Source organism: Glycomyces sp. NPDC050141 (assembly GCF_055586545.1).
In genome coordinates, this window is sequence record NZ_JBVJHZ010000048.1 from 11,621 (window position 1) to 38,021 (window position 26,401).

23 protein-coding genes and 1 pseudogene are annotated in these 26,401 nt (G+C 71.9%); 16 read left to right on the forward strand and 8 right to left on the reverse strand.

All coding sequences use genetic code 11. The features are described 5' to 3' along the window. Positions 1-259: 259 nt before the first annotated feature. The 3 genes from ACZ60M_RS22415 to ACZ60M_RS22425 form a co-directional block, all read right to left on the reverse strand. The gene (locus tag ACZ60M_RS22415) at positions 260-1,417 is read right to left on the reverse strand and encodes a TadA family conjugal transfer-associated ATPase (protein WP_465420981.1); all 1,158 of its coding nucleotides are present in this window, start codon (positions 1,415-1,417) and stop codon (positions 260-262) included. Continuing rightward, the gene (gene ssd, locus ACZ60M_RS22420; protein ID WP_465420983.1) at positions 1,414-2,580 is read right to left on the reverse strand and encodes a septum site-determining protein Ssd; all 1,167 of its coding nucleotides are present in this window, start codon (positions 2,578-2,580) and stop codon (positions 1,414-1,416) included. The genes ACZ60M_RS22415 and ssd overlap by 4 nt, the downstream gene beginning before the upstream one ends. Positions 2,581-2,840: 260 nt before the next feature. Next, positions 2,841-3,737, reverse strand: a complete 897-nt coding sequence (locus tag ACZ60M_RS22425) for an aldose 1-epimerase family protein (RefSeq protein WP_465420985.1) — start codon at positions 3,735-3,737, stop codon at positions 2,841-2,843. 356 nt (positions 3,738-4,093) lie between these two features. Between ACZ60M_RS22425 and ACZ60M_RS22430 the strand changes: the two genes are divergently transcribed. The 3 genes from ACZ60M_RS22430 to serC all read left to right on the forward strand — a co-directional run bounded on the left by ACZ60M_RS22430 (position 4,094) and on the right by serC (position 8,724). After that, complete coding sequence (locus ACZ60M_RS22430; RefSeq protein ID WP_270116372.1) at positions 4,094-5,182, forward strand: citrate synthase 2; 1,089 nt, start codon at positions 4,094-4,096, stop codon at positions 5,180-5,182. A 178-nt stretch (positions 5,183-5,360) separates the two neighbouring features. Beyond that, positions 5,361-7,391: a PIG-L family deacetylase gene (locus ACZ60M_RS22435; protein ID WP_465420987.1), complete on the forward strand. Its 2,031-nt coding sequence runs from the start codon at positions 5,361-5,363 to the stop codon at positions 7,389-7,391. Positions 7,392-7,608: 217 nt separating this feature from the next. Continuing rightward, the gene (serC, locus tag ACZ60M_RS22440) at positions 7,609-8,724 is read left to right on the forward strand and encodes a phosphoserine transaminase (RefSeq protein WP_465420989.1); all 1,116 of its coding nucleotides are present in this window, start codon (positions 7,609-7,611) and stop codon (positions 8,722-8,724) included. A gap of 168 nt (positions 8,725-8,892) precedes the next feature. Here serC and ACZ60M_RS22445 read toward each other — a convergent pair whose 3' ends face one another. Continuing rightward, positions 8,893-10,086 carry a sulfotransferase family protein gene (locus ACZ60M_RS22445; protein WP_465420991.1) on the reverse strand — a complete coding sequence of 398 codons (1,194 nt, stop codon included), beginning with the start codon at positions 10,084-10,086 and terminating at the stop codon, positions 8,893-8,895. 42 nt (positions 10,087-10,128) lie between these two features. Here ACZ60M_RS22445 and ACZ60M_RS22450 point away from each other — a divergent pair, with 42 nt between their 5' ends. The 5 genes and pseudogenes from ACZ60M_RS22450 to ACZ60M_RS22470 all read left to right on the forward strand — a co-directional run. Next, on the forward strand, positions 10,129-11,079 hold the full coding sequence (locus ACZ60M_RS22450; RefSeq protein ID WP_465420993.1) for a fructosamine kinase family protein: 951 nt from the start codon (positions 10,129-10,131) through the stop codon (positions 11,077-11,079). Between the two features lie 17 nt (positions 11,080-11,096). Next, positions 11,097-12,137, forward strand: coding sequence for a GTP 3',8-cyclase MoaA (gene moaA, locus ACZ60M_RS22455; protein ID WP_465420994.1), 1,041 nt, complete (start codon positions 11,097-11,099; stop codon positions 12,135-12,137). A gap of 5 nt (positions 12,138-12,142) precedes the next feature. Next, positions 12,143-12,379 carry a MoaD/ThiS family protein gene (locus tag ACZ60M_RS22460; protein ID WP_465420996.1) on the forward strand — a complete coding sequence of 79 codons (237 nt, stop codon included), beginning with the start codon at positions 12,143-12,145 and terminating at the stop codon, positions 12,377-12,379. Between the two features lie 200 nt (positions 12,380-12,579). Then, positions 12,580-13,779 (forward strand): UvrD-helicase domain-containing protein, encoded by a 1,200-nt coding sequence (locus ACZ60M_RS22465; RefSeq protein WP_465420998.1) that lies wholly within the window; start codon positions 12,580-12,582, stop codon positions 13,777-13,779. Between the two features lie 237 nt (positions 13,780-14,016). Then, positions 14,017-15,246 (forward strand): annotated as a pseudogene (locus tag ACZ60M_RS22470) (MinD/ParA family ATP-binding protein); the annotation flags it as partial. On the opposite strand, the gene ACZ60M_RS22475 reads toward ACZ60M_RS22470, so the two are convergent. After that, positions 15,174-15,809 carry a TetR/AcrR family transcriptional regulator gene (locus ACZ60M_RS22475; protein WP_465421000.1) on the reverse strand — a complete coding sequence of 212 codons (636 nt, stop codon included), beginning with the start codon at positions 15,807-15,809 and terminating at the stop codon, positions 15,174-15,176. The pseudogene ACZ60M_RS22470 and the gene ACZ60M_RS22475 sit on opposite strands and share 73 nt — an antisense overlap. Positions 15,810-16,212: 403 nt before the next feature. Between ACZ60M_RS22475 and ACZ60M_RS22480 the strand changes: the two genes are divergently transcribed. The 6 genes from ACZ60M_RS22480 to ACZ60M_RS22505 all read left to right on the forward strand — a co-directional run bounded on the left by ACZ60M_RS22480 (position 16,213) and on the right by ACZ60M_RS22505 (position 22,464). Then, positions 16,213-17,508: a prenyltransferase/squalene oxidase repeat-containing protein gene (locus ACZ60M_RS22480; RefSeq protein ID WP_465421002.1), complete on the forward strand. Its 1,296-nt coding sequence runs from the start codon at positions 16,213-16,215 to the stop codon at positions 17,506-17,508. Between the two features lie 349 nt (positions 17,509-17,857). Then, positions 17,858-18,247, forward strand: a complete 390-nt coding sequence (locus ACZ60M_RS22485) for a hypothetical protein (protein WP_465421004.1) — start codon at positions 17,858-17,860, stop codon at positions 18,245-18,247. After that, positions 18,244-19,341 carry a CbiQ family ECF transporter T component gene (locus ACZ60M_RS22490; protein ID WP_465421006.1) on the forward strand — a complete coding sequence of 366 codons (1,098 nt, stop codon included), beginning with the start codon at positions 18,244-18,246 and terminating at the stop codon, positions 19,339-19,341. Before ACZ60M_RS22485 ends, ACZ60M_RS22490 begins: the two co-directional genes overlap by 4 nt. After that, a complete protein-coding gene (locus tag ACZ60M_RS22495) occupies positions 19,338-20,969 on the forward strand; it encodes an ABC transporter ATP-binding protein (RefSeq protein WP_465421008.1) in 1,632 nt (543 codons plus the stop codon). The genes ACZ60M_RS22490 and ACZ60M_RS22495 overlap by 4 nt, the downstream gene beginning before the upstream one ends. Beyond that, positions 20,953-21,753, forward strand: a complete 801-nt coding sequence (locus tag ACZ60M_RS22500) for an ECF transporter S component (RefSeq protein ID WP_465421010.1) — start codon at positions 20,953-20,955, stop codon at positions 21,751-21,753. Before ACZ60M_RS22495 ends, ACZ60M_RS22500 begins: the two co-directional genes overlap by 17 nt. A gap of 81 nt (positions 21,754-21,834) precedes the next feature. Further along, positions 21,835-22,464 carry an AMIN-like domain-containing (lipo)protein gene (locus tag ACZ60M_RS22505; protein WP_465421012.1) on the forward strand — a complete coding sequence of 210 codons (630 nt, stop codon included), beginning with the start codon at positions 21,835-21,837 and terminating at the stop codon, positions 22,462-22,464. 2 nt (positions 22,465-22,466) lie between these two features. Here the strand turns inward: ACZ60M_RS22505 and ACZ60M_RS22510 are convergent, their stop codons facing one another. The 3 genes from ACZ60M_RS22510 to ACZ60M_RS22520 form a co-directional block, all read right to left on the reverse strand. Beyond that, positions 22,467-22,802, reverse strand: coding sequence for a hypothetical protein (locus ACZ60M_RS22510; protein WP_465421014.1), 336 nt, complete (start codon positions 22,800-22,802; stop codon positions 22,467-22,469). Between the two features lie 2 nt (positions 22,803-22,804). Further along, the gene (locus tag ACZ60M_RS22515; protein ID WP_465421016.1) at positions 22,805-23,038 is read right to left on the reverse strand and encodes a hypothetical protein; all 234 of its coding nucleotides are present in this window, start codon (positions 23,036-23,038) and stop codon (positions 22,805-22,807) included. Positions 23,039-23,325: 287 nt separating this feature from the next. After that, the gene (locus ACZ60M_RS22520) at positions 23,326-24,579 is read right to left on the reverse strand and encodes a hypothetical protein (protein ID WP_465421018.1); all 1,254 of its coding nucleotides are present in this window, start codon (positions 24,577-24,579) and stop codon (positions 23,326-23,328) included. A 354-nt stretch (positions 24,580-24,933) separates the two neighbouring features. Here ACZ60M_RS22520 and ACZ60M_RS22525 point away from each other — a divergent pair, with 354 nt between their 5' ends. Further along, positions 24,934-26,034, forward strand: a complete 1,101-nt coding sequence (locus tag ACZ60M_RS22525) for a hypothetical protein (protein WP_465421020.1) — start codon at positions 24,934-24,936, stop codon at positions 26,032-26,034. Further along, on the forward strand, positions 26,031-26,294 hold the full coding sequence (locus tag ACZ60M_RS22530; protein ID WP_465421022.1) for a hypothetical protein: 264 nt from the start codon (positions 26,031-26,033) through the stop codon (positions 26,292-26,294). Before ACZ60M_RS22525 ends, ACZ60M_RS22530 begins: the two co-directional genes overlap by 4 nt. Positions 26,295-26,401: the final 107 nt, after the last annotated feature.

Genomic DNA, 26,401 nt, shown 5'->3' on the forward strand with positions numbered 1-26,401 from the left:
CGCACCCGCCGCGACGAGGGCGGCGAGGGAGCGATGGTTGCGGGCGTCGCGTTCCCGCGGACCGTCGGTCGGTGTGATCGCGCGGTCCGCGTCGTGTTCGAGGAGGGCGGATCGACCGAGGGCGGTGTGTCGACTGGGGACTTCGGAGGGCGGTCTCGAGGGTCGGCTGGTTTCGCATGGTGTGCTGCCGTATGGCGGGTGCGGTCGTCTGCGGTGAGCGGAGGGGCGGTGTCGGCGGCTGGTTCGATTCGGATGGTGCTCATGCGTTTCGCTCCCTCAGGAGGCGTTCGAGGATGCCCGCGCTCGGGCCCGGTCCGTGACGGGTCCAGGCGGTCGAGACGGTGAGCGGCTGTGTTCTCGGGCCCGTTTCGATCAGGGCGATCTCGGCGACTTGGCGGCCGGTGCCGTTGCGTCGCAGGTGGATGATGACGCGGAGTGCGGCCACGAGCTGGGCGTGGAGCCCTTCGCGCGGCAGTCCGTGCGGGAGCGCGAGGGCTTCGAGCCGCGCGGGCGCGTCGGCGGCTGCGTTGCAGTGCAGGGTGCCCGCGCCGCCCTCGTGGCCGGTGTTGAGTGCGCCGAGCAGTTCGATTACTTCGGCGCCGCGGCATTCGCCGACGACGATCCGGTCGGGGCGCATGCGCAACGCCTGCCGGACGAGCGCGGCGAGGTCGACTGCGCCCGCGCCCTCGATGTTCGCCGGGCGCGATTCGAGGGTGAGCGTGTGCGGGTGGTCGGGTGCGAGTTCGGCGGCGTCTTCGACGATGACGATGCGTTCTTCCTTGGGCGCGTTGGAGAGCAGGCTCGCCAGGAGTGTGGTCTTGCCCGTGCCGGTGCCGCCGGTGACGACAAAGGCGAGGCGGGCCTTGACGATGCGCAGCAGGAGGTCGGCCATGTCGGCGGTGAGCGTGTCCGCTTCTACGAGCTGGGTGAGCGTGAACGCCTTGGACCTGTGGGTGCGGAAGGACAGGTACGGGCCGGTGGTGGCGATCGGTGCGAGCACGGCGTGGAACCGGGTGCCGTCGGGCAGCCGCACGTCCGCGTAGGGGCTGCCCGCGTCGAGGCGCCTCCCGGCGGCCGCGGCGAGGCGGCAGGCGAGGGAGCGGATCGTGTCGGGTGTGCCGAGGCGGATCGCGGTGGGGTGCAGGCCTTCGCCGCGGTCGGCCCAGACGCCGCCGGTGCCGTTGACGACGACGTCGGTGATGTCGGGGTCGTCCAGGAGCGGCTGGAGCGGGCCCGCGCCGATGAGGTCGTCGCGCAGTGCCGCGGAGAGCTGCAGGAGCGAGGCCTGGTCGGGTGGTGCGGCCCCGGCGGCGCACAGGGCCCGGACGATGTCCGCTTTGGCCGTGCCGCGGTCGCGGGCGGGCCGGGTCTGGGCGGCGAGCTGGCGGCGGACGCGGGCGAGGAGGTCGAGGTTCATCGGGCCGCGCCGGTCCGCTGGGGGCCGCGCAGGGCGAGTTCGCCCCGGGAGCGCGGTGCGGTGAGGACCGCGGTGAGATCGCGGATGCCGCGCCCGACCCTGCCCCGGGGTACGCGGCCTTGGCGCAGGAGGACGGGGAGGCGCCGGTCGGTGGGGACGGTGCCCCGCACGGGAGGTTCGAGCCAGTCGGCTTCGCGCGGGCCGTCCCAGGTGATGCGGGCCGGTTTCGGGTCGGCTTCGCCGCGGAGGACGACGCCGAGGTGGGGGTTGTGGAGGCCGTAGGCGGTCGTGACGCTGCGGGCGGCCTCCCAGGAGCGGGCGCCGGGTCCGAGGGCGACCGCGACCGAGCGGGCGGCGGTCGCGGCGAGGGCGGCGGCGTCGGTGCGGGTGCGCGGGAGGTCGACGACGACGAGGTCGGCGGCGAGCCGGGCGGCGCGCAGGACCCGGTCGAGCGTGTCGGCGCTGACTTCGGCGGGGTTGCGCGGGTCGGGGCCGATCAGGTGGAGGCCGCCGCGTTTGGGGAGGCCGCCGAGGAGCCGTTCGGGGTCGAGCGGGCCGGTGCCGTTGGCGAGGGAGGGCCAGCGCCAGCCGGGTCGGGCGGCGAGTCCGGCGGGGGTGTCGATGCCGCCGCCGGTGTGGTCGAGGTCGATGAGGACGGTGGTGCGGCCGTCGCGTGCGGCGTCGGTGGCGGTGGCGAGCGCGAGGGTGGAGGCGCCGGCGCCTCCGTGTCCGGCGACGTGGGCGATGACGGGTGCGGGTTCGACGTCGAGGACGGTGCGGATGAGGAGGTCGGTGAGGAAGTCGTCGGCGTCGGGGAGGGCGACGACGCTGGTGGCCTGCATCTGGATGGCCATGGGCCACAGGAGGGAGGTGTCGTCGGCGTCGCCGCCGAGCCAGGACATGGTGGTGCACAGGAGGAGTGGTTCGCGGGGCGGGAAGTCGCAGGCGATGCATTCGGGGGCGAGGTCGGGGCCGACGAGGACGAGCGGGGCGCGCTGCCAGTGGGTTTCGGCGTCGCGGGGGTGGTGGATGCGGCGGAGGGGGTGGCCTGCGGTGGCGGCGAGTGGTGCGACGGCTTCGGCGAGGCGGTCGTCGGTGGTGACGAGGAGGGATTCGGTGGCGGGTGCGGCGGTGGTCGTGGTGCGGTCGAGTGTCGCGGCCATGGCTACTCCTACGTTCTGTGCTGTTCATGTGCCTTGGAGTAACCATGACCGGGATCGGCGGGGGACGGCAAGGGGCAATTTTCAAGCTGTGGATAACTTCTGGCTTTTCTGGATTATTCGGACATTGCTTGGCAGGCAAGGTGATGAGCGCTCATGAGTCTCCTGTGGATAACCCGGCGTGTCGTTCGCGAGGGCGGCTCAGACGCGACGAGGGACCGTCCCCTGGTGGGGACGGTCCCTCGGTTGAGAAGTCGCTCCGGCTACTCGGGGCGGATGCCCCAGACGCCGAACCAGGCCTCGCTGGGTGAGAGCTCGACGAGGTCCTCGCCGGTGGCGAGGGCGTTCGGCGGGCAGGTGGTCGGCTCGATCGCGACGGAGCCGCGCTTGCGGTCGCCGTCGAGGCCGTCGGCGGTGTAGATGTGGCACCAGCCGAAGGACTCGTCCATCCACACGGTGACGGCCTGGCCCGAGACCGGGTCGGCGAGGCGCACTTCGGCCTTGCCGTCGGAGCCGCGCTTGAGGTCGCCGTAGCAGTCGTCGATCACCAGGTCCTTGAGGACGGTGGGGTCGCCGAAGTCGGCCTCGCCCGAGCCGACCGGGATGCTCTGCTTGTCGAGCTTGAGCTTCTTGGCGGCCGGGACGTGGAGGGTGGCCTCGTCGATCCGCTCCAGGGAGCCGGGGATGAGGTAGGAGTGGGTGCCGAACCCGAACGGCGCGGTCTTGTGGCCCGGGTTGGAGACGGTGTGGGCGGCGCGCAGGCCGCCGGGGCCGATCGACCAGCGGGTGCGCAGGTGCAGGGTCCAGGGGTACCCCAGGCGCGCGGGCAGGCGGCATTCGAGGGTGACCGAGGTCTCGGTGACGTCGACGGCGGTCCACTCGGCCCACGCTACGAAGCCGTGGAGCGAGGTGTTCGTCTCGATCTCGTTGATCGGGAGCTGGTAGTCGGTGCCGTCGTAGGAGTACTTGCCGTCGCGGGTGCGGTTGGGCCAAGGGGCCAGCATGTGGCCGGACCAGCCGGGCGCGAGCTCCTCGTCTCCGTAGGACATGACGACCGGGCGGCCGCGGTAGGTGTACGAGCGCACGCCACCGCCGACAGCGACGATGGTGGCCTCGTGGTCGTTGTAGGCGATCACCCATTGCTCGCCGGACAGCGCCATAGGGGGTACCTCCGTGTCGTTATCGGTGGGCGGGATGTGCTTTGACGTTAGCTCATGTCCGATGACCTGCGGCACGCGTATCGATGTGGGCGAGATCGCATGAAACCGTTGAAACCAACAAGACCCATTATTGAAACCCTCCCAACGAAACGGTCAAACCAGTATAAACCACCAGGCTCACGATCGTTGTCTCATATTTTGCGCACCTTCTGTACCGCCATTCAGGATCACCCTCGACCCGTGGCCACTTCCGTCAGCCACCGCATTGAGGCACCATTTCCAGATAACTACGAACCGTCGCCTCCCGGAAGCCCCCGGTCGGCAACCACAGGGACAACACACTCAGGAGTACAACGATGTCTGAGTTCAAGCCCGGCCTCGAAGGCGTCATCGCCTTCGAAACCGAGATCGCCGAGCCTGACAAAGAGGGTGGATCGCTCCGCTACCGCGGTGTCGATATCCAGGACCTGGTCGGCCAGAGCACCTACGGCGACGTATGGGGCCTCCTCGTCGACGGCAAGTTCGGCAACGGCCTGCCCGCCGCCGAACCCGTGCCCGTGCCCGTCTCCTCCGGCGACACCCGCGTCGACGCCCAGGCCGCGGTCGCCATGCTCGCCCCCTACTGGGGCCTCCAGCCGCTGCTCGACATCGACGACGAGACCGCCCGGGACGATCTCGCCCGCGTGTCGGTCACCACGCTGTCGTTCATCGCCCAGTCGGCCCGCGGCTCCGGCCGCCCCGCCGTGCCCCAGTCGGAGATCGACAAGGCCGGCACCATCACCGAGCGCTTCATGCGCCGCTGGCGCGGCGAGCCCGACCCGGCCCACGTCAAGGCCGTCGACACCTACCTGATGTCGGCCGCCGAGCACGGCATGAACGCCTCCACCTTCACCTCCCGCGTCGTCGCCTCCACCGGCGCCGACGCCGCCGCCGCGATCTCCTCCGGCATCGGCGCGCTCTCCGGCCCGCTCCACGGCGGCGCCCCCTCGCGCGTCCTCCACATGATCGAAGGGGTCGAGAAGTCCGGCGACGCCGAGGGGTACGTCAAGAACCTCCTCGACTCCGGCGAGCGCCTCATGGGCTTCGGCCACCGCGTCTACCGCGCCGAGGACCCCCGCTCGCGCGTGCTCCGCGCCGCCGCCAAGGAACTGGGCGCCCCGCGCTACGAGGTCGCCGAGGCGCTCGAGTCGGCCGCGCTGGCCGAGCTGCGCGCCCGCAAGCCCGACCGCGTGCTCGCCACCAACGTCGAGTTCTGGTCCGCGGTGCTCCTCGACTTCGCCGAGGTCCCCGCCGAGCTGTTCACCCCGATCTTCACCTGCGCCCGCGTGGCCGGCTGGAGCGCCCACATCCTCGAGCAGAAGAAGCTCGGCCGGATCGTGCGCCCGTCCGCGACCTACGTCGGCCCCGGCCCCCGCAAGCCCGAAGAGGTCGAGGGCTGGCAGTAGCCGAAGCATCGAAGCGGCCCGCGCCGCCCCGCAAGGGGTGACGCGGGCCGCTTTTCCGCGTCCCGCATGAGGACTCGTCTCATATGGGCGCGTTCGGGATACGATCGACCGGTCACGGCGACGCCCTTCCGCCAGCGATCAATCGAACACCCAAACACCCACCCGAACGGGACGCGCCATGCCCTCCCCCCGGCCCCTGCCGCTGCGCCGCCGCGACCTCCTCGTCGGCGGCGTCGCCGGGCTGGCCGTGACCGCCGCGGCCGCCGAGAGCGCCTGGTCCCTGCGCGAAGCCGCCAGCGCCGGCAAGATCCCCGAACCGGTGCGCGACGGCCCTGTCCACATGCAGATCGTCGCCCACCCCGACGACTGCCTCTACTTCATCAACCCGCGCGTCGCCCGCGTCCTCGACGACGGCGCCGGACTGTGCACCGTCGTGCTCACCGCGGGCGAGGCCGACGGGCGCAACTCCTGGGAGGCCGCCGCCCCCGCCGACTTCGCCGGGTACGCCGCCGCCCGCGACAACGGCCTGCGCCGCGCCTACGCCCACCTCGCCCTCGGCGACGCCGACGCGCCCTGGGACCACTACCTCGCCGCGCTTGACTCCGGGCAGGACGTCGAACTGTGCGTCCTGCGCGACAAACCCCAGGTGCACCTGGTCTTCTGCTCGCTGTGGACGAACCTCGGGCGCATCACCGGCGAGTTCACGCGCCTCCTCGCCCTGTGGGAGGGCCGCCTCGACGACTCCCTGGTCCTGCCGCCCACGGGCTCGCCGCTCACCGCGGAGTCGACGGTGGACCGGGCGACCGTGCAGGCCACGCTCGTCGAACTGCTCGAGCGGTACCGGCCCGCCGCCGTCAACACCCTCGACCCCGACCCCGACCTGATCACCGGGGAGCGGCTCGGCGCCGAGCAGTCCGGCTACTCCGACCACATCGACCACACCGCCGCCGCCCTCTTCGCCTGGGAGGCCGTGCGCGCCTGGGGCGGGGCCCGCACCGTCGAAGCCTGGCGCGGCTACTACAACCGCCGCTGGCCCGGCAACCTCGGCGGGGCCGACCTCGAACGCAAGGGCCGCGCGCTCGACGTCTACGCCTGGAACGACGGCGCCGACTGCGGCCACCCCGTCGGCTGCGGCGACCGCCTCATCGCCGGGCCCGGCGCGGGCACCACGTACGGGCACGCCACGCACCCGCGTTACACGGCGGCCGTGGCCGCCGCCGAGGTCGACGGCCTCATCCGCCCGGTCACCGTGCGCGACAACACCCTCCAGGTCCTCGGCGACGACGGCTGGGAGGACCTCGGCGGCCCCGACACGCTCCCTTCGCTCGACCGGGCCGGGACGAAGGTGTACGCGATCAGCGCCGACCACACCCACGATCCGGCCACCCACGTGCGCGACGTCCACTGCTACGACCTGGTCTCCGGCCAGTGGCAGCTGCTGGGGAACCCGGCCGGGCACGGCCCCGGCGCCCGCGTCGTCGGGCAGGTCGCCGCCGCCGACGACGGGCACACGTCGCTGGCGTGCGTGCGCCACCCCGAGGGCGGCCTCGCGGTGCGGGTGCGGCCCGAAGGCGGCGAGTGGGCCGCGTGGACGCGGCTCGACGGACCGGCCGTGCACGACGCCCCCGCCGCGCTCGCCGCCGACGGGGCCTTCCACATCATCGCCGCCACCCCCGACAACGTGGCCGTGTGGGAGGGCGACGGGGTCGAATGGGCCTCGCGGATGCTCGACCTGCCGGGCGCTGAGGGGCTGCCGTTCGCGCCCGCGAGCGCCGTGACCGCCGTGCAGGCGCCCGACGGGCGGATCGTGCTCGCCTCGCGGGTGGCCGGGTGCAGCGATGTGGCGCTCCACTTCGGGCGCGGCGAGGTGTGGACGGGGGTGCGCGTGCCGCTCGAGGGCGGGGTGCTCGCTCCGGCGCTGGCGATCGGGCCGGAGGGGGCGCTCGCGGTGGCGTGCGACGACGGGACCGGGGCTCCGGCGGTGCTCGTGCTGGCCCTGGCGGACCTGGAGGCGGCCGGGCCCGGTGGTTTCGGGCTGCTGTCGCGGCCGTGGACGCGGGGGGACGTGACGGTGGTGAAGCGACCGGCGGCGGCGTTCGGTTCGGACGGTGCGCTGCGGCTGTGGGCGGTCGGCTTCGACGGCGAGCTGTGGACGGCCGAGACCGAACCTGGCGGCGAGCCCCCGACGGGCTGGTCCCGCGCGGACTGACGCGGCGAGGATTGGGCGGTTCTCGGCGGGTCTTCGCAAATCGGACATCGGAGGCGCCCCCGAATCGATGATCCCCGACGGGTACGACACCGCCCGAGTAGTCCGGGCGGCCCGGGCGGTGTGATCTCAGCTGACGGCCGGGCCTGCCCCGGCCGGTCGCGGGAGCGGAACGCGGGTTTACAGTGAGCCCAGGACCGACCTCAGAACGGAGCCGACAGTGACCGACCCGATCACCATCCCCGCAGAGCTGCTGCCCGCCGACGGGCGCTTCGGCTCCGGCCCCTCCAAGGTGCCGTCCGAAGCGATGAGCGCGCTGTCCGGACTGGGCAGGTCCGTCATGGGCACCTCCCACCGCCAGAAGGCGGTCAAGGCCGAGGTCGGGCGCCTGCGCGCCGGGCTGGCCGAGTTCTTCTCGCTGCCCGACGGCTACGAGGTCGTCCTCGGCGTGGGCGGCGCGACCGCGTTCTGGGAGGTCGCCGTGTTCGGCCTCATCGAGGACCGGGCGCAGGCCGCCAGCTTCGGCGAGTTCGGCTCGAAGTTCGCCAAGGCCATCAAGATCGCCCCGCACCTGGGCGACCCGACGATCGTGAACGCCGACCCGGGCACGGCCGCGTACCTGTCCTTCGAGGACGGTGTCGACGCGTACGCCACCCCGCACAACGAGACTTCCACGGGCGTGGCCGTCGACGTCAAGCGCGTCACCCACGACGGCGCGCTCATGCTCCACGACGCGACCTCCGCGGCGGCGGGCCTCCCGGTGGACCTCACCGAGACCGACTGCTACTACTTCGCGCCGCAGAAGGGCCTGGCCTCCGACGGCGGCCTGTGGATCGCGGTCATGAGCCCGGCCGCGATCGAGCGCGCCGAGCGCATCGCCGCCTCCGGCCGGTACATCCCGGCGTTCCTGGACCTGAAGACCGCGATCGACAACTCGCGCAAGGACCAGACGTACAACACCCCGGCGGTGGCCACGGTCGTGCTCGCCGCCGAGCAGGTGGACGCGCTCAACGCCGCGGGCGGCCTGGACGCGGCCGCGAAGCGCTGCGCCGAGTCGGCCGGGGCCCTGTACTCGTGGGCGGACGCCCGCGAGTTCGCGAACCCGTTCGTGACCGATCCCGCCCTGCGCTCGAACGTGGTCGCCACGATCGACTTCGAGGGCGTGGACGCGGCCGAGATCGCGAAGGTGCTGCGCGCCAACGGGGTCGTCGACACCGAGCCGTACCGCAAGCTGGGCCGCAACCAGCTGCGCATCGCCACGTACCCGGCCGTGGACCCGGCGGACACCGTGAAGCTGACCGAGGCGATCGACTTCGTGGTCGAGCAGTTGGGCTAGTACCACCCCCTATCCGATTGTGGCTGATGCAGTTCGGCTGGTCGGGCGGAGCGGCACCCGCATGACGCTCCACCCGACCGCTTCGAAGGTATCGGAGGGGTACGACATTTGCTGAACGCGCTGCGGGACCGGTCCTGTTCGGACCGGCCCCGCAGCGCGTTTCCGCTGTCAGAAGCCGAGGCGGCCGTAGTCGCCGAAGGCCTCTTCGACGTCGTCGAGTTCGATCCCGTAGCGCGACAGGTGGTACTCGTGGCTGCGGCGCATGCCGGGGCGGGCGAGGACCTGCTCGAGGTTGGCCTCCTCGGTCTCGGTCCAGGCCAGGCCGAGGCGCGCGAACAGCTTGGGCATCAAGCCGTGCGGGTCGGCCGTGAACGAGTGGTACGGCACGTCCACGAAGCGTTCGCGCGAGGCCGCCGAGCGCACCGCGCGCGCCTGGGCGACGCCCTTGCCGAAGATGTCGAGCCACTCCGGGCCGATCTTGGAGGGGTCGTACGCGCGGTGGTGCAGCGCCCGCCCGGTCTCCACAAGGGAGCACCAGGAGCCCATGACCGTGGAGGGGTCGCGGTGCATCCACACGACCGTGGCGTCGTCGAAGACCTTGAGCAGCACGTCGAGGTTGAACAGGTGGAACGGCGACTTCAGGACCCAGCGCCGGCGCGGCTGGTGCCACTGGAGCACCTGCAGGACGCGCTTGAGGTGCCCGTAGTCCTCGGTGTAGTCGCGCTCGTCGACCCAGCGGCGGTAGGCGGGCATCGTCGCGCGGGTGATGAACTGGTACCCGTGCGGCAGCGCGAACACGCACTCCTCGGGCTGCATGGCGTTCATCGGGTGGATGAGGTCCCACACGGGGGAGGCCTTGCTCGCGAGGGACGCCATCGTCTGGGCGTCCTTGATGAGCTTGTCGCGCAGCTTCGGGTCGATGTCGCCGCGGTGGGTGTTCATGAGCTCCCACATGAGCGGGGCCCGGTTCCCCTCGGGCTGGATGAGGATCTTGTGGGTGACGGTGGTGGCCGTGCGGGGCAGGCCGACCACGACGATGGGGCGCTCGATCGGCTCCCGGGCGATCTCGGGGTGCTCGTTGATGAGCCGCTCGACGCGCAGGTGGTTGGTCATGCGGCGGGTCAGGTCGTCGATGAAGCCCTGCCAGCCGACCATCGAGAGCGTGTCCTGCTTGGCGACCTCGCGCAGCAGGAACCGGTACGAGTCGACGAACTCCTGGGCCACCGCGGAGTCCGCCTCGGCCTGGTGCTCGGCCTTGTGGACCATCCGGTCGAAGACACTGTCCACACGGGATCTCTGGGACGAGACCCGTGGAGCGCTGATGGTGTTGACGGCGGTGAGCCAGCGGGCGGTGCGGCGCATGGGGCCTCCAGAGCAAAGGGGTTCCAACACGAAGAGTTTTTCATGCCCGTCCGGCCGTTCGCGTTCCGCTACATTGGGTCCGTGGAAGAAGCCCCCGACCTCGAACGCCTCCGGCTGCTGCCCGAGCTCATCGAGCACCAGCGCGTGCGCACCACCCCGGTGAAAGCCAGCGACTTCGCGATGCCGATGACCGAACCGCGCCCGTGCCGGGCGACCGCGCAGCGCCTCACGTTCGACGACGGCTCCCACCTGTTCGCGAAGCTCAACGAGCACGCCCCCGCCGATTACCTTGCGGCCGAAGCGAACGGGCTGCGGTGGCTGCGCGAGGCCACGCCCGCGGCCGTCCCGCTGCTCTACGCCGACGAGCGGCTGCTCGTCGAACCGTGGATCGAACCGGCCGCGCCGACCCGCGAGCACGCCGAGGAGCTGGGCCGCGAGCTCGCGGCCATGCACGACGCGGGCGCCGAGCGGTTCGGCGCGCCCTGGCGCGGCTACATCGGCGAGACCTTCCTGGACAACGACCCGGCGGGCGAGACCTGGCCGGAGTGGTACGCCGCCAAGAGGATCGAGCCGTACCTCAGGCCCTCCCGCGACAACGGGGCGCTCGACGCGGCCGACGTTGCCGCCCTCGAGGCCCTGGGCGCCAAGCTCCCCGAGCTGGCCGGGCCCGAGGAGGGGCCCGCGCGCACCCACGGCGACCTGTGGTGGGGCAACGTGCACTGGGGCGCCGAGCGGGCCTGGCTCATCGACCCGGCCGCGCACGGCGGCCACCGCGAGACCGACCTGGCGAACCTGCGCATGTGGGGCGGCGTGCCGATGTTCGACGCCGTCATCACCGGGTACACCGAGGTCCACCCGCTGGACGCGGGCTGGGAGGCGCGGACGCCGCTCCACCAGCTGTTCCCGCTGCTGGTCCACACGACCCTCTTCGGGCGCGCCTACCGCGACCAATTGATGGGAAACGTGTCTCACTTTACGAAACTGTCATATTGACGAACTAGGCTCGACGCATGGCAGCACCGACTCCGACCCAAGGGACCGCGAACGCGCCGTCCGCTGCTCTCGGCCTGCGCGACCGGCACGGCCGCACCGCCACCGACCTGCGCGTCTCCCTCACCGACCGGTGCAACCTGCGCTGCACCTACTGCATGCCCGAAGCCGGGCTCCCCTGGCTGCCCAAACCCGAGCTCCTCACCGACGAGGAGGTCTCGCGCCTCGTCGGCATCGCCGTGCGCGACCTCGGCGTCAACGAGGTGCGGTTCACCGGCGGCGAACCGCTCCTGCGCCCCGGCCTCGTCGACATCGTCGGCGCTGCCGCGGAACTCGAGCCGCGCCCCGAGATCTCCTTGACCACCAACGCGATCGGCCTCGAACGCCTCGCCGCGCCGCTCGTGGCCGCCGGGCTCGACCGCGTCAACGTCTCCCTCGACACCCTCGACCCGGGCACGTTCAAGGAGCTCGCCAAACGCGACCGCCTCGCCGCCACCCTGCGCGGCATCGAGGGCGCGGCCGCCGCCGGGCTCGCGCCCGTCAAGCTCAACACCGTGCTCATGCGCGGCGTCAACGACACCGAGGCGCCCGCGCTGCTGCGCTTCGCGATCGCGCACGGCTACCAGCTGCGGTTCATCGAGCAGATGCCGCTCGACGCCGCGGGCGTGTGGCGCCGCGACGAGATGGTCACCGCCGCCGAGATCCTCGAAGCCCTCAAAGCCGAGTTCGACCTCGTGCCGGACCCGGCGCACCGCGGCTCGGCGCCCGCCGAGACCTGGCTCGTGGACGGCGGCCCCGCGAAGGTGGGCGTCATCGGCTCGGTCACGCGCCCGTTCTGCGGCGACTGCGACCGCACCCGGCTCACCGCCGACGGGCAGGTGCGCAACTGCCTGTTCGCGCGCGGCGAGACCGACCTGCGCGGGCTCCTGCGCGACGGCGCCCCTGACGCGGAGATCGGCGCGCGCTGGCGCGAGGCGATGTGGGGCAAGCTCCCCGGGCACGGCATCGACGACCCGTCGTTCCTGCAGCCTGCACGGCCGATGTCGGCGATCGGAGGGTGAACGTGGTGACGGTGCGGTATTTCGCGGGTGCGAAAGCAGCGGCGGGGACCGGCGAGGAGCAGGTGGCCGCCGCCGACGTCGCGGAGTTGAAGGCGGTGCTCGGGCAGCGGCACGGGCCGGTGCTCGACAAGGTGCTCTCCGCCTCGACGCTGCTGGTGGACGGCCTGGCCGCGAAGGACCCGGCGACCGTGCTCCCGGCAGGGGTGACGGTGGAGGTGCTGCCGCCGTTCGCGGGCGGGTGAGGGCTGTTGGCGGCGCGGGCGCGGCGGGAAACGTGAAAGCGGATATTCCGGATTTGTCCCCGGGGTGGCCCCCTGTCCGACACGGTACGCGGAGGGTCCGACAAGCCCTCGTTCGCGAGGGTGTTTCGCTGTTGGAGGCGCGGCGCGCCCGGGCGGGAGCCGCTTCGGGGCTCGTGCCGTCTGTCTGCGAGGATGCATAGGTGCGCCGTCCTGATGAACGCAAGCAACCGCAGGTGGCGTCCCCGCTGTTCGAGCTCTCCGCCGGCATGCGGACCACCGCCGAGCGGCGGCGCCGCTCGCACCGGTCCCACCACTCCAGGTTCGCCCGCGAAGCGGTGCCCATGCCCGAACCGGCGCTGACGACCCGGACCCCGGACCCCTGGCTGGAGTCCGCGCCCCTGCTCACGGGCATGGACGAGGTCGGCGCGGGCCTGCTCGACTCCCTGGACGCCATGCAGCGCGTGGCCGCCTCCGCCGGTCGCGGCCCGCTGCTCATCAACGCCTCCCCCGGCACCGGCAAGACCCACCTCCTCATCCGCCGCGTCGCCTACCTCGTACAGGAACTGGGCGTGCCCGCCCGCCAGTGCCTGGTCCTGGCCGCGTCCGCCCACGGGGCAGCGCGCCTCCGCCGCGAGCTGGGCGCGCTCATCGGCCGCGAGGCCGCCTCGATCACCGTCGCCGAGTTCGACGACTTCGCCGCCGCGAGCCCGCCCGAGCTGGGCCACGTCTTCATCGACGACCTGCCGCGCATGCCGATGCGCCTGTTCCGCCAGGTCACCGAGCACCGCGGGGCCGAAGCGGACATCACGGCCACCGGCGACCCCGATTCGGCGCTCGTCACCGGCGAGCCCGCCGCGTTCGCGGCGTTCGGGGAGCAGTTCCCGCAGGCGCACGTGATGCGGCTGTCGCGCAACCACCGCAGCCCCGCCGCGGTGCTCGTCGCCGCCTCGCAGGTGATCGAGCCGATCAGCCGCGTCCCGGGCCGCCTCGTGCAGCCCGAGCGCCCGGCGCTCGAAGGCTCGGGGATCGGCCGGTGCTTCGCCGTGGACGCCGACGACGAGAAGCGCTTCGTCGAGGACCTCACCGACCGCCTCGCCGAGGCCGGGGTCGCGCCCGAGGAGCTCGCGGTGATCGGCCCCGACGGCATGTCCGTCGCCGAAGCCGCCGACGGCGAGTTCCGGGTGGTGTGCCTGACCGGGATGACCGCCGAGGACTGGCCGAACACGGCCGCGGCCCGCCGCGAGCTGTACGTCGCGCTCGGACGCACGAGGGACCTCGCATACGTCAGCCACACCGGCGCGGGCTCGCCGCTTCTGGCCGATGTGGACCAGGGGCTGTTCAGTCCATTCGGGATGGTCCCGCAGGACCGTTCGGGCCCTGAGCAGCCGCGACTGCTGTGAGGCCGCGATCGGGAGCCGTGCCGAGTTCCCACGCGATGACAGGCGTATGGGCCACAATAGTCGGGTAACCGCACTCTGACGCTGAGCGCATCCGCGCGCTGGGAGGCCCCGATGGAGCACACCGAAGAGGACACTGTGCCTCTGCACCGGCCGGATGCTCCAGGGTGGTCGCCGTTCGCACCTCCGGAAGTGAACGAGCAGTACGCGTCTGATGAAGTGCTCCAACCGCACAGCGCCCCAGAGGACGTCATGCATCAGCCGCACGCCGCCGGTCCCGTCCGCAACCCCCGCCAGGGCGACCACGTGCCGAGCGCGCCGCCGCCGCCCGCGACCCCCCTGCCCGGCCCGGCCGCCTCGTACGACTCGCCGCCCGCGCAGTACGAAGCGCCGCAGGAGCCCCGCCTCGACGACGGCTGGCCCGCCCCGCCCGGCGCGGCCCCCGTCGACTTCCAGGTCGGGGCGCCCCCCGCGCCCGCGACGCGCTCGAACGTCCCCGTCCCGGTGTTCCCCGACCACGCGGGCGCGCTCGAGCGGCTCGGCGTGACCGCCGACGACTTCGCGTCCCGCCGGGTCGTGCCCCCGCGCCCGCCCGTGGCCGAGACCGGCCTGCGCGGTGCGCTCCACCGTTTCAGCCTCGGCATGGTCGCCCTCCCGCCCGGCCCCCGTGAACGTTCCCGGCAGCGCGCGGTGGAGACCGTGCGCCGCAACTTCGGGGGCCTGCGCCAGATCACCGTCGTCAACCCCAAGGGCGGCGCGGGCAAGACCGTCGCTGTCCTCATGCTCGCCATGACGTTCGGCCGCCACCGCGGCGGCTACGTGCTCGCGTGGGACAACAACGAGACGCAGGGGACGCTGGGCATGCGGGCCCAGCAGGACTTCCACGTCCGCACCGTCCGCGACCTGCTGCGCGACCTCGACCACTTCCGGGGCCCCACGGGGCGTATCGGCGACCTCTCGCAGTACGTTCGCGCCCAGGGCGGCGCGATGTTCGACGTGCTCGCCTCCGACGAGTCCGCGACGGCCGGGGAGATGCTCACCTCGCAGGCGTTCGGCGACCTGCGCGAGGCGGTGTCGCGCTTCTACAAGCTCATCGTCGTCGACACCGGCAACAACGTGCGGGCGGCGAACTGGCAGGCGGCGATCGACGCGACCGACCAGCTGGTGGTGACGATGTCGGCCCGCAACGACTCGGCGGAGACCGCGGCGCGGATGCTCGACCACCTGGAGCAGACCGGCCGCCGCGACCTGGTGCGCGGCGCGGTGTCGGTGGTGTCGATGCCCGCCCACCGGAAGGACGTGGACCTGCCGGCCGTGCAGCGGCACTTCGCGGCCCGCACGAGGGCGGTCCTGCTCGCGCCCTACGAGAAGCTGCTCGACTCGGGCGAGCCGATCCGCTACGACTCGTTGAGCAAGGCGTCGTCGTCGGCCTGGCTGCGGATCTCCTCGGCCGTCGCCGAGGGGCTGTAGGCGGCGAGGAGCCCGACCAGTCCCGCCGCGGCGTCGGTCAGGCGCCGGTCGTCCTCGTCGGCGTGGCCGAGCACGAGCGCGCCCTGCACGAACACGAGGACGGTGCGCGCCAACCGGTCCGGGTCCGCCGCGGCAGCCATCTCGCCGCGCTCGACCGCCCGTGCCAGGATCGCGGCGAGATCGCGTTCGAGCTCCGTCCAGGCCTCCTGGACGCGGCGCATCGTGGCGGGGTCGTCGGCCAGCTCCACCGCGGCCCGCACCACGAAACCGCCCTCTTTGGAATGGCGGGCGACGACGTCGAGCAGGTCGGCCACGACCCGCGGCGCGTCAAGGCGCTCGTCGTCCTTGCGGTCGAGGGCGCGGTGGGCGATCGCCCGCAGTTCCGGCTCGGTGTCTTCCCTATAGCGGCCCAATGCGGTTATGTAGAGCTGGTGCTTGGAGCCGAATGCGGCGTAGAGCCCGGCGCGGTTCATGCCGGTCGCCGCGACGAGGTCCGACATGGAGGTGGCGGAGAACCCGCGCTCCAGGAAGACCCGTGTCGCAGCGCGAAGAACTCTGTCCAAATCGGCGTTCTTATTTCTGCTCACGTTGTGCACCGTATCGACACCCGGTGCTACGGGTCAATAACCGCAAGGCGAGAGTTCACTCGCGTGGCGCGAGTGAACGGCTGCACTGCGCGACCGGTCAGCTTGACACCCAGGGAATCCACCCGCGAGAATGACCCCAAACTGAACAGGCGCCAGGCGGGGGAAGTCCGGTGAAAGGCCGGCGCTGACCCGCAACGGTAGTCGCGGTCCGTCAACTCAGACAATCTGCCGAGCACCCTTCAATGCCGCTCGGTCCACCCGCGTGAGCCCGAATACCCGCCGACGCCATCCGAATTGTCAACGCCTGTCGTGGTCTACAGGCGCTTGCGGCGCCGCCGCCTGCCCGAAGACCCAACTCGCTCTAGGAAAGGTCAGGCAATTGCGCCACCTGCCCGCCCGACTGCTGGCCGCCGCCGCGGTCGTGCCCGTCACCGTTCTCGCCTCCGCCGCACCGGTTGAGGCCCAAGACGTCCCGTTCGCGCAGCCCGCCCAGGCCGCCGCGTCCTGGCTCGTCGCCCAGTCCGACGGCACCTCCTGGAACGGCGGGGACGTCTCGTCCTCGCTGGACGCCGTCATCGCCCTGGAGGCCGCCGGCGTCGGCGGCGACCAGGTCCAGGCCACCCTCGAGTGGCTCAACAGCAACGAGACGCTCTCGCCGTACGTGTATCCGACCGTGGAAGGCGCGACCGAGCCCGCGCTCAACGCCGGCGCCGCCGGGAAGGTCATGTACACCGTCGCGACCGGCGGCGGCGACCCGACGAACTTCGCCGAGATCCGCCTCGCCGACGAGGTCACCGCCTCGCAGGCCGAGAACGGCACCTACGGCGACGGCACCGCGCCGTCCACCGCGTGGGCCGTCCTCGGGCTCGCCCGCACCAGCACCCCGGCGGGCGCCGAGGCCGCGGCCGGACTCGCCGCGGTCCAGTGCCCCGACGGCGGGTTCAACTACGGCGACATCGACGGCGGCGACGACTGCGTCTCCGACCCCGACACGACCGGTCTCGTCGCGTCCGCGCTGGCGACGCTCGGCACCGACGCGGAGGCGCCGCTGACGGCCGCCGTGGCGTGGCTGGAGGCCGCGCAGGCCGAGGACGGCGGGTTCGACAACGGCTTCGGCGAGAACGCGAACTCGACCGCGATGGCCGCGCAGGCGTTCCTGGCGACCGAGCGGGCCGACGCCGCCGAGCGCGCCGTGTCGTTCCTGCTCACGCTCCAGTTCGGCTGCGACAGCGACGCGCCGGGCGCGATCATGTACACCGACCCGGAGGACCCCGAATTCGGCGAGGCCTCGCGCCTGCTGGCGACCGCGCAGGCGATCGTCCCGATCGCGGGCCAGGACCTCGCGAACCTCGACGCCACCGGCATCGAGGCCGCCGTGCCGGGCACGGGCTGCGAGAGCGCCAGCGCCGGTGACGAGACCTCGACTGAGGCCGCTGCCGATGAGGACGAGGGTTCGGCCTCCTGGGTGCCGTGGGCGATCGGTGCCGCCGTGGTGGTGCTCGTCGCGCTCATCGTCGCCTTCGCGCTGAAGTCCCGCAAGGGCGGCAGCGCCGGTGCGGCTCCGGCCGAGGACGCGACGCCTGCCGCTGACGAGGAGCCGAAGGGCGACTCGGACGAGCCGACCGGCGACGCTGACGGCGAAAGCGCTGACAGCGACGGCACCGACAAGCAATAGTCGGCACGTGCCCCGAAGCGAACGAAACACAGGCAGCGCCCGCCGATCCGGCGGGCGCTGCCTACGCGCTCTCACCGCATCGAACGGCGATGTCGTACCCGGATGGGACCCTTGGTTTCGGGGGCGTCGCGATCGGACACACCCGACCCCGGGGGGCGGACCCGGGAGCCGCCTCGCCGCTCTCGCCGCCGCGCTCCTTCTCTCTCTCCTCACCATCGCTCTGCCCGCCCTCCCTGCCTCAGCTCATGACGGCTGCCTCGAGGTCACAGTCGTCGTCGATTTCGGGACCCTCGCCGACGCGCCCGCGACCGGGTGCGCCGCCGATCCGGCGAACGGGCTGGACGCGCTCGTGCAGGCCGGGTTCTCCGTCACCGAGGTCGCCTCGATCCGCGGCATGGTCTGCCGCATCGACGAACTCCCCGAGAGCAACTGCGGCGCAGCGCCTCCCGCGAAGGAGTACTGGTCGTACTGGCGCGCCAACGCCGACGACGACACCTGGTCCTACTCGCCCGTGGGCGGCGCCGACGCGCACCCCGACGCGGGCGACGTCGAAGGCTGGGTCTTCGGCGACGGCTCGGCCGCGCCCGCGCTCACTCCCGCCGAGGCCGCCGAGTCGACCGAGGGCCACGGCCCGCATGACGAGGACGAGCGCTCGTTCACCTGGCTCATCGCCGTCGCCGCGCTCGCCGTCGTCGCCGCGCTCGCGATCTGGCGCATGCGCCGCGACCGGCGCGCATGACCGCTCCGCACCGGAACCCGCCCCGCCGCACCGCCCATCCCGTGGCCTGGTGGGGCTGGGCCCTCCTGCTCGCCACCGCCGCCGGGCGCACCGGCAATCCGTGGCTGCTGCTGCTCATCGTCGCCGTCGCGGGCCTCGTCGTCACCTGGTGCCGCGGCTCCGAACCCTGGTCGGGCGCCTACCGCGTCTTCCTCGTCATCGGCTTGAGCGCCATCGCGGTCCGCATGGCCTTCTACGTCGTCTTCGGCGGCTCCGACGGCCCGACCGTCCTCTTCACCCTCCCCTCCGCGACTCTCCCCGAGTGGGCCGCGGGCTTCCGCCTCGGCGGCGACGTCACCGCCGAAGGCGCGCTCGCCGCCGCCTACGACGGCCTCCGGCTCGCCACCCTCCTCGTCTGCGTCGGCGCGGCGAACGCGCTCGCGAGCCCCCGGCGCCTGCTCCGCTCGGTCCCGGCCGCACTGTACGAGGTGAGCGTCGCGGTCGTCGTCGCGTTGTCGGTCGCGCCCCAGCTCGTCGAGAGCGTCGGCCGGGTCCGCCGCGCGAGGGCGTTGCGCGGCAACACGAGTCGCAGCCCCGCGAACCTGATGCGCACGGTCGTCTCGCCGGTCCTGCACGACGCCCTCGACCGGTCGCTCGCGCTCGCCGCCGCGATGGCCTCGCGCGGGTACGGCCGCGCCGCCGGGATTCCGGCCCCGGCCCGCCGCACCACCAGCGCGTCGCTCCTCATCGGACTCATCGGGCTCTGCGCGGGCGCGTACGTGCTCCTGGGCGCCGGGACGCCCGCGCCGCTGGCCTGGGCGATCGTCGCCGTCAGCGCCGCTGTCGCGGCGTTCGGGATCGCGTTCGCCTCCAAGCGGGTCCCGCACACCCGCTACCGGCCCGACCGCTTCGGCGCCCGCGACTGGCTCGTGGTCGCGTCCGGCGCGGCCGCCGTCGCCGGGACCGTCCTCAGTGGCATGTACGAGCCTTCGGCGCTGTGGCCCGCCACGAACCCGCTCTCGGTGCCCGAACTGCCGATGTGGGGCGCGGGCGGCATCCTCCTCGCCACCGCGCCCGCCCTGCTCGTGCCGTCCCCAAGAGGAGGAACACCATGAACCCCGGCGGGATCGCCTTCGACCGCGTCACCTTCGCCTACACGGGGAAGCCCGTCCTGGACGAGGTCTCGTTCGACCTTCCCGAGGGCGAGTTCTGCCTGCTCGTGGGCCCCACTGGCGCGGGCAAGTCGACGCTCCTCAAGGCCGTGAACGGCCTCGTCCCGCACTTCACCGGCGGCACCATGTCCGGCCGGATCACCGTGGCGGGCAGGGAGGTCCGCGGCTCGACGCCCGCCGACCTGGCCGACCTCGTCGGCTATGTCGGCCAGGACCCCCTGTCCGGCTTCGTGACCGACGAGGTCGAGCGCGAACTCGCCTACACCGCCGAGCAGCTGGGCGTCGACCCCGCCGCGATGCGCAAGCGCGTCACCGAGATCGTGGACCTCCTCGGCCTCGCCGACGTGCGCGACCGGGATCTCGCCGCGCTCTCTTCCGGTCAGCGCCAACGGGTCGCGATCGGCGCGGCCCTGGTCGCCGGACCCGCCGCGCTCATCCTCGACGAGCCGACGTCCGCGCTCGACCCGACCGCCGCCGACGAGGTGCTCTCCGCGCTGCACCGCCTCGTCCACGACCTGGGCGTCACGGTGCTCCTCGCCGAGCACCGGCTCGAACGCGTCGCCCAGTACGCCGACTCGGCGCTGCTCCTCAACGGCGGCAAGGTCATCAGCGGACCGGTCGGCGAGGTCCTGGCCGTCTCGCCGGTCGCGCCGCCCGTCGTCGACCTCGGCCGCCTCGCCGGATGGCCCGGACCGCCTGTCACGATCCGCGAGGCCCGCAGGCACGCCGCCGGACTGCGCGGCACGCTCGCGAGCCTCACCCCGGCCTCCGTCGTCGAGACCCCGGCCGGGCCGCCCCTGCTCGACGCCCACCGCGTCCACGTCGACTACCCCGGCGGCGTCCGCGCAGTGAACGGCGTCGACCTCGTCGCCGGACGCTGCGAACGCATCGCCCTCATGGGCCGCAACGGTTCCGGCAAGTCGAGCCTGCTGTGGGCCCTGCAGGGCACCGGGAAGCGCTCGGGCGGAACGGTCGCGATCGGCGGCGACGACCCCGCGACCCGCAAGCCCGCCGAGCGCCGCACCCTCGCCGGGCTCGTCCCGGCCGAACCCGCCGACCTCCTCTACGCCGAGACCGTCGCCGCCGAATGCGAAGGCGCCGACCGCGACGGCCGCGTCCCGCCCGGCACCTGCGCGAAGATCCTCGCCGACCTCGTCGAGGGCATCGACGACGACGCCCACCCGCGCGACCTCTCCGAAGGCCAGCGGCTCGCGCTCGCCCTCGCCGTAACCCTCACGGCCGCACCGCCGCTCCTCCTCCTGGACGAGCCGACGCGCGGCCTCGACTACCCGGGGAAGGCCGCGCTCGCGTCCCGCCTCGGGAAGCTCGCCGAGGCCGGGCACTGCGTGGTCGTCTCGACCCACGACGTGGAGTTCTGCGCCGAGTTCGCGAGCCGCGTCGTGATCCTCTCCGACGGCGAGGTCGTCGCGGACGGCCCGGCCCGGCAGATCGTCGCCGCTTCCCCGATGTTCGCCCCGCAGGTCGACAAGGTCCTGCCGGGCTGGCTCACCGTGGCCGAGGTCACGGCGGCCTTGGGCGGGAACGGAACCGGCGATGACGCAGTCGACTGAGACCGCGCGGCCGCGCCCGGCCGTGCGCTGGAAGGCCGCGCTGTCGCTCGTCCTGGCGGCGGCGTTCGGGCTGGTCGCCATGTCGTGGCCGCTGCTGGCGGCCCCGGGCGGGGCGCTGACCGAGACCACTTCGGGCCCTTGGATGTTCGCACTGCTGCTGCCGCTCGTGACGGCCGTAGTGCTGCTCCAGTTGACGGACGGCGGCCTCGACGCGCGGGCGGTCGCGATGCTCGGGGTGCTCTCCGCCGTTGTCGCGGCCGTGCGACCGTTCGGGGCGGGCGCGGCCGGGGTGGAGACGGTGTTCTTCCTGCTCATCTTGGCGGGCAGGGTGTTCGGGCCGGGGTTCGGGTTCATCCTCGGCTGTACGGGCCTGTTCGCGTCGGCCCTGCTCACGGGCGGGGTCGGGCCGTGGCTGCCGTACCAGATGTTCGCGGCGGCGTTCGTCGCGCTGGGCGCGGGGCTCCTGCCGGGGACGCCGGACACGCGGCCGGGCCGGGCCGCTGAGCTGGCGGTCCTCGCGGTCTACGCGGCGTTCTCGTCGCTGCTGTACGGGCTGCTGCTCAACATGTCGTTCTGGCCCTTCGCGATCACGCACGGCAACCTCGCGTACGTGCCGGGCGGCGGCCTCGGCGAGAACCTGCAGCGGCTCATCGCGTACTCCCTCGCCACGTCCCTGGGCTGGGACATCGGCCGCGCGATCACCACGGTCGCCCTGGTGCTGCTGACCGGCCCGCTGCTGCTGCGGGTCATGCGCAGGGCCGCAAGGAAGGCGAACTGGGTCTGAGCCGGGCCCAAGGACCGTAAAACCCCTGTTCAGGGGAGCTTTTTTCGCGTTATCTCGGGTCGTCGAGAGGTAACCTGGTCTATGGGAAGAAAAACGCTCGCAGCGTTCGCCCTCGTCCTGGCGATGCTGCCCGCAGCCTGCGGAAACGGCGATTCCGATGAACCATCGCCGAGCCCCACTCCTGCACCTGAGTCCACCGAGCCGGAAGACGGCGAGACGACCTCGCCGAATCCGCCGACCGACGGGCCTGAGACGCCGTCGTGGCCGACCGACGACGTGTCCGCAACGTTCGACGGGACCGTCCCGCCGGTGCCGGTCCTGGTCGACCTCCGCGTCGGCAGCCATCCTGAGGACGGCTACGACCGCGTGGCCTTCGAGTTCGACGCGCTGCCCGGCTACGAGATCGGCTACCGCGCCGACATCGTCTACGACGGGTCCGGCGAACCGGTCGACCTGCCCGGCGACGCGTTCATCCAGCTCGTCTTCAACCCCGCCCAGGCCCATAACGACCAAGGCGAGTCGACTCTGGACGACCCGCCGACAGACCCGGTAAGCGTGGATGCGGGCTCGCTTGAAGCGTATGTGCTCAACGGAGACTACGAGGGCTACGTCTCTGTCGCACTCGGCCTGGACGACAAGGTCGGCTTCCGCGTCGACGACTTCCAGAAGGACAACGGCAATTACGTCGTATACATCGACGTCGCGCGATAGCGCTAGTAAGGCAGGTCGAAGAGGGTGACGAGGGCGCGGTTGAGATGGTCCATGGTGCGGCCCGAGAGCATGCACGCGCAGTCGGCGAGACTGCCGACGCTGGTCTGGCCGACTTCGGCGACGTGGACGTAGCCGCCCACCGGGTCCTGGTCGCCGCAGGGCACCGAGGCCGGTCCGGGCGTTCTGCCCAAGGGGGCGACGAGCACACAGCCGGTGTGGGTGGCGGCGTTGAACCGGTCGTCGGAGAGCACGACCACCCTTTTTCCCGTCGGGGTGTGCATGTAGACCTCGCCGCGTCTCAACGGCCGCTGCTCTGACTTCGAATCTTCCGATGACACATCTACTCCTCGCCGTCCCTTGCCCACAGTTCGCGGGACTCGCGGCCGGTGGCCTCCAACCAGTCCCGATTCTCGAGTGCGCCTTCCCCGACTCCTTCGAGCTCGGCGGCTAGCGCGGCGCGGCGCGCTGCGCGAGCGATCCAGGCGGTCGGTTCCAGGCCTTCCGCAGCGGCGACAGTGGCGATGACCTGCCAGTCGCGGTCGTCGATGCGGACGGTGATCGATCGTTTCGGCATGGCGGCGTGGCCCTTTCATGCGGCGGGGAGACGCGGCATCGTTCGGCTCGGAAGATGCGTTGCGAGCTCCTCGAGGATGGCATGAGGCGCGCTCGGTTTCGAGGCTGACCACGGCGACATGAGTTCTGTTATATCTTCGTTATATTGCACATGCATTTGCATGTGCCCCTCATGTATGTGGAGAGCTTACCCTCCGGCAACTCCGCGGGCAGTCCCACAGTGCGGTCTGTCGGGAACTTGACTCAGGCCGTTCGGTCTGCGGCCCTTGGTATCTGGCGGCCCCGGGGTCAGCCGGAGAGTTCGGTGGCGAGCTTCTCGAACTCGGCGGCGATGTCGGCATCGGCCTGGCTGTAGGTCTCGGCGCACTGGCGCAGGTCGTCGGCTCGGCGACTGATCGAATCGCCCAGGAGGCCAGTGAGGTTGGCGAGTTCGGCGCAGCCTTCCGTGTAGGCCTCGGCGAAGAAGAGGCCGGGCAGACCCCAGGTCATCTCGGCGGCTCCCGCTTCGCTTGCGACCGTTGCGATCGCCTCCGCGTTCGGGGCCAGGTCGCCGAGAGATCCGGCAGCGGCCTCAAGCTCACCTGGGTCGACCTGCCAGCGGGCGGCCTCGCCGACCAGCGCAGTAATGGTGCCGGTCTCGGAACTCATGGCATCGGTGACGTGCCCGTAGATGTCGGCGGCCGCGCCTTTCGCGGAGTCGACCACGGCTGTCCCTGCGGCCGTGAGGAGTTCCTTCCAGAGCCGGTACTCCCCGGCAGCGCGGTCGACGACCGGGTTGGCGCGCAGGAACTTGAGCAGCTTCATGAAGATCTGCTGCGCGAACTGGAACTTCCGGGTGGCCTTGAGGAGCATGCGCGACGCGGAGACCACGGCGTCCATGACGAACGCGGCGACCGAAGCGCCCGCCGTGGGGACGCTGGCCGCCAGCGCCACGATCCCGCGCGTGACCGCCCACGACACGAGCTCGGTCAGGATCGCCTTGATGACCTCGTAGATCGTCTCGGCGAGCATCCGCGCCCAGTCGAGTAGCGCAGCAACGTCTTTGGCGCGCTCGGCCATCGAGCCCGCGGTGGCGGCGAGCCCGCCGATGGCGTTCCCGGCCGCCGCGGCGGCTTCGCCTTCCCATGAGGCCACGTTGGCGTCGGCGGCGTTCGCGATCTCCTCGTCGAGCGCCCCGAGCGCGGCCTCGACCTGGCCGAGGACGTCGATCTGGTGCTGCATCTCGGTCGCATCGCCGGAGACCATCATGAGCAGTTCGTCGAAGGGCTGCACCAGGTCGAGGATGATGGTGAGCCCGGCGCCGACGAGCGTGCCGACCGGGTCGGTGAGCACGCCCATGACGTCCTCGCCGAGTCCTTTGATCTCACTGGCGATGCTGAACGTAGTACTCACGGCGCTTTCGCTGCCGGCCTGCTTGATCGCATCCGCAGTGGCGGTGTAGCGGCTGACGAACGGCACACTGGTCCACTGTGTACCAGACTCCTGCTCCTCGATCGCTTCGTACCGAGTGATGTCGGAACCGTGAAGGTCGGTGTCGCTCAAGGCAAGTCCCATCGGGTGAGTGGTGGTCACTCGAACCCTATGAGCCAGTGGGTGATTTGCGCCGTAACGACACGTTTGAGCGGTGAGCCTTCGAACGGATCTAGACGCTTTCGTACATGACGGCGTGTCGCGCTTGACCGGATCTGCGCCGTGTGTCAATCTCGGGACACGTGCGAAGCGCACGTTGCAGAACCTAACTGAATATGGCCGGTGGGCCGCCTCCTTGCCGCAAAACTCGTTGGCGGCCCACCTTTCAACCAGGAAGGCGAGCCTCCCATGGCACAGTCCACCCTACGCGAAAACAGGCGTAGCGCAACTCATCAACTCACGGCCGCCCGGAACCAGGCAAGGGCGATGGTCCTGGTCCAGGAGCCGTTCTACCAGCATGATCACCTCGGTCCGGGTGCGCCGCTGCGTGAGATCACCGGTTCGGGCGAGGCAGCCGGGTACTACGACTGGGCGGGCCGCCGCCTCTTCATGAGCAACGGCGAGCCCGACCGGATGTGTCCGGGCGCGTACCGCTACCAGCACAACCCCGCATCCTGCGACCTCGAAGCCCCGGACTCGGACCCGCGCTCGCCGCGTTACGAGCCGATGCACTTGCGCCACAAACCAGGCGACACCTGGATCATCGACGCGAACCGCCCCCACGACCCGTTCGACCCCGGCCCCTTTGGCTCGCCTGGCTGGTACAAGGACGAGCGCACCGGCCGCCACCGCCGCGACGAAACCCCCGACCCCCTCCCCGCCCAGAACTGGGTCAACCCCGGCAACGCCTGGTTCCCAGGAACCGCCGACTGGCCCGAACCCGAACCCCCGCAACAAGAACCGCCCCGACCGGCTTCCCGGCGGGGCGGCGGCTCGGACCGGCCCCCGCCCACAACCGGGTGGCGGCCTGTGCCTTCCGAACCTGACGAACCGCCGCACCGGTTCTCCAAACTCCGTGAAGACGCGTTCGACCGCTTCATCGTCAAGTCCGCCGAACTGCGCGCCGCACACTTCCAGCCCGAGAAGCCGTACTTCCGCGAACGCGTCGTCTGGGCCCTGCGCTGGATCGCGTGGGTGATCGGCCTCGGCCTCATCCCCATGCCCGCCCCGCTCGCCAGCGCACAGCGGGCCGAACCCGAAGCACCGCAGCGCATCCCAGCACAGACCCGCCCAACCGACCGCGCCGGGCACACCGCCGCAGTACCCGGAGCGGCGATCGCCGCAGCTATCGGCGGCGCCCGCGCTGCACGGAAAGTGATCGCCGCTAGAGAGACCCGAACCAGCAGCGAACTCGCCGACGCCGTCCGCGACAGCGCCAACCACTGGCGTGCGCGACCGCGCCAGAACCGCCCCCGACCCTCGCCCAGACCCGCTACCGGCTCTTACATGACCGCCTGGGAACACGCCTTCGACCACGCCTTCGATACCGGCCATACCCTCATCCTCGGTACCGGAGGCGCGGCGTGAGCGAGGAGAACTCCACGTATGTCGAGACCATCGAGATCTCCGAGCGGGCGCTTTGCTTCTCGCTCATCCCGACCCAGGCCCGCGCCCGGATCACCTGCGATGAGGAGGCGATCGGGTCCGTGATCCGTCTCGACACCGACCTGCCTGCGCTTTGCGTGTCCGCACCGATCGAAGCCGACTGGGCCGGAGTTCACTGCGAACTCCTCATTGCCGAGGCGATGCGCATGTGGCGCAACGCCATCAAAGACTGCAACGGCTGAACTGAAAGCAGCGGTGGGGGGGGGGGGGGGGGGGGGGGGGGGGGGGGGGGGGGGGGGGGGGGGGGGGGGGGGGGGGGGGGGGGGGGGGGGGGGGGGGGGGGGGGGGG